2 protein-coding genes and 1 pseudogene are annotated in these 3366 nt (G+C 49.7%); all 3 read right to left on the reverse strand.

Features of this window, described 5'->3' with window-relative positions; genetic code table 11:
• Positions 1-55 precede the first annotated feature (55 nt).
• A complete protein-coding gene (locus tag IGR76_11920; GenBank protein ID MBF2079197.1) occupies positions 56-1912 on the reverse strand; it encodes a hypothetical protein in 1857 nt (618 codons plus the stop codon).
• 312 nt (positions 1913-2224) lie between these two features.
• Positions 2225-2956 (reverse strand): annotated as a pseudogene (locus tag IGR76_11925) (sulfotransferase family 2 domain-containing protein).
• A gap of 63 nt (positions 2957-3019) precedes the next feature.
• A complete protein-coding gene (locus IGR76_11930; GenBank protein ID MBF2079198.1) occupies positions 3020-3355 on the reverse strand; it encodes a hypothetical protein in 336 nt (111 codons plus the stop codon).
• Positions 3356-3366 lie beyond the last annotated feature (11 nt).

Raw genomic sequence — 3366 nt, forward strand, 5'->3', positions numbered from 1 at the left:
AGAGCGATCTGGGGAAGCCCGCGCTCTACCCGATAGGGTGAGCGTCGGGAGGATGTCACTCATCGTCATCATCATCCATCTCTTCATCCTCCAGAGCAGCAAAGAGCATCTTCGCCTCTTCTTGCTGCTGCTCTAGATAAGCCTGCACCAGTTTCACATGGGTCTTGAGCCACTCGACATCCCCCCCGGCGGCCAAGCCTTGATTGCCAAAAACCAAAACTCCGGCCAGGGTTTGGCGGCTTTGCTTCAGGGTTCCACGCTTCAAGGCTTTTGCCGGATCATCCGTAACCAGAAACACATAGCGGGTCGGCTGGGCACTCAAAAATGCAGTTACAAAGTCAGAATCCAGCTTGAAGAGTATCCTCACATCAATCCACAGGATTTGACAGGCTTGGGCTACCGACCATACGTTGAGGAGGAAGCAGGTTTCCAAACTCAGGAGCCGTCCGTCAGAGTGTGCGCCATCTGAATGGGGATCGGGGAAGAGTTCCTGAAGTCGCTCCTTCTGCTGAAAATACTCGCGCAGGGGTTGAACCTCAGGGTCTTGCCATTGCCGTTCAATCACCTGGAGGGGCAAATTCAACCCGTCTGGGTGGGGTTCCAACACTGCCTCCGTCAAAAAGGCCGATTTAGAAATCAAATCGGCCTCATCGGGAATCACCTCCTCTAAGCGGGCGGCGATCGCCTGCAACATACTAAAATCTGGCTCGGAAGTGACGATCGCCCACACCTGATCACCGGGATGGAGTTTCAGGGTATCTAGCGTGTCGGGGAAAACCTGTTCACTTGCATGAATCCAGAGGACTTGCGGCAAGGGCTGATTTAAACGGGGCGATCGCCGCCGCTGCTGACAATACCGCTCCGCCTGTATCGCAAAATCAACGTACTGGCGATAGATGGGCAATAAGCGACTGAGCTTACCAAATACCGTGGTGATCTGCCGTAAGCCTACAAACGCGGAACGAAGGGCAAATAGGTAGATCAACAAGTCTGACCAGCGTCGAGTGCCCTTAAAGGTGGCGATCGCAAAAAAGGTAAACAGTCCCACCAAACAGCATACAAAGAAGATCCCGTTCACCATCTGAATGCGACTATTGACCAGTTTTCGCGCAAAAAACAGTACCGAAGCTTCAGTGTATTCAGGCGCTTCAATGCTCTGGCGAGCCTCCTCCAATTTTCGCTCAGGGGGTAGGCTCGTCCCAACCGCTAAATCTAAAGCTTGCGCGACCCCCTTCCTTGCCTTTCGCCCAATTTGGGAATAGGCCATTTGCTTTTGGGTTGCCCACTGATTGGATTGATACAGCGGAATGAAATACACCAAAATGAGCGGGATTAGCAAAGCTGTCAAGCCAGGACTGGTTTTAACGAGAAATACCGTAGCGACGATAAAGGTAATTCCTGGCAAAATGCCGCCCATCATCCGTCGTAATGCAATAGACGTACCGCGAGTGGTGCTGAAAAAAAGCTGCATGGCATCCGTAGGTGGGCCATCCACTAACCGTTGCCAGCCAAAGTAGCGAGGATCGCTAGCAATCCGAAAAAGACGATACGACGCATGCTTTTGATAGGCGATCGCCAAATGGGCAATCAGCCAATCTACCCAATACAACAGCACCGCACTGAGGATACCCAAGAGCATCATCCCAAGCGTAAAAAGCGTCAGTAAACTAGGACTGTTGAGCTGCCACTCAATCCCAAAGAGGTTCGGGGTGCTATTGGATTCTAGCGACCGAATGTAGAAAATTAGTCCCCCAAAGATCGCCGTTGCAGAGGTGATGCCTAACCAACTCAGAATCACGATTAGAATAATCCTTAGCTTGAAGTGACGCCAGCAATCCAGGGCAAGCCAACCGGCTCGATAGAAGTAGGCTTTAAACTGTTGGCGTCTGCTGGTACCGTCGGTGTTCTTCAAGGCAGTGGAATGTTGTGTAATAGAAAACGTATGGGGTCAATACTAATATCAAATCCGGTTAATCCATGATCCGTTAAGGTGCGTAGGCAGGTTTCGCTGTTCAACCTCAATAGGCGCTGAGTTTTGCCTCCTAAACCCGCCTGTACAACCATCCGTATCCAAGCGGGTTTGATGTAGCAAGCACAATCCGATCGTCCTGAAGCCGTGAATATCCTCACAAGACGGTCAATGATAAATTTTATCCCTGTCTGCTAATACTCTCCGAGGAGAATTGGGTGAAAATAGCTGATAGGCAGTGCCGTTCTAAGTGGTCTACAAATTCATAATTGGCATTTTGGCTTTCCAGGTTTCGTAGAGTTCGATGTCGAGCGCTAATGATTTCGCAAGTTTGGCACGCAACTCATCGGTGGGACTTAGGATTTTAGGATGCCGTTTGCCTGCGATATTGGCTGATTCAAATTCTGGAGGAACACCAATATGTTTGAAAATGATGGGGCAGTCCTGATTAATCCGCTCCGTCAGGGAAACCACGTCAAAGGTTTCTAAAATTTCGTTAGCCATCTTGAGCTTTTGCTTCGCTGGCAGAACGGGTAAAAAGGGAGCGAACCATTTTGCTCCGTATACTTTCAAAATCCATCGCAACTGGCTCTGGCGCTCTCGCATGGAACGATACCACTCGTCAAAGCTAATAATCTCCTTATTTTCCTTGCGACGGATATTCATTTTCCAGTTGTAGCGAGAAACGGTCCAAGCTATAGGATCACGCAGAAAAATCAGATGCTTGTGCGTTTTGCCAGGAACAAGCTTGTGGGTATGGCAATTGACTCGATGTCCTAGAATGACCCGCGCCTGTAGCCGCTCCTCCAGACTACGCTTGGAAAACGGCAGCTTTCCTTCTGCACCACCCCCCCGATTTTGGAACGCCTTTGACCCTACAAGGTGGATGAACTCCGAAGGCTCCAAATACATCTGAAAATGCTTACGCATCGTGGTGCCGCCTGTTTTGGGAATATGGGCAAAGATGTATACGGTGTCGTCGTTCACGGGCGCTTCCTCAAGTAGTGCGTTCGGTTATGGATAGGCGAGGGCTTGAACCTGCCTGGTGGACTATAGAGTCCTTGCAGCTTGGGTGATTAACTGTTGATAGTTCTGGTTCATGTGATTAAAACTATCCACATGGGCTTGGGTAATGTCAAGTTGGCGGCAGCGTTCCTCAAATAACTCTTTGGCATACGCGTAAAGCTCTAGGTCAATGGCGTTGCGATCGCGAATCGTTTGCAACACATGGGATGGTACTGAAGCAAGGTCTGTTTTCTGTTTGGAGATATTTTGCCGGACGTAAAAAATATCTTTGAGCTTCAACAGACGTTTCAGCATGATTAGAAACTTCGTGTATTCCTCGGCGTTGTTGCATGAAAGAGGGGTTGCGGGCAGGAGAGGCATGGTAAATTTCA

The sequence above is a fragment of the Synechococcales cyanobacterium T60_A2020_003 genome, assembly GCA_015272205.1.
In the GTDB taxonomy this organism is placed as follows: domain Bacteria; phylum Cyanobacteriota; class Cyanobacteriia; order RECH01; family RECH01; genus JACYMB01.

Bases quoted from the DNA above. Each gene is read 5' to 3' on its own strand.
- IGR76_11930 (MBF2079198.1), bottom strand. From the start codon at position 3,355: ATGCCTCTCCTGCCCGCAACCCCTCTTTCATGCAACAACGCCGAGGAA.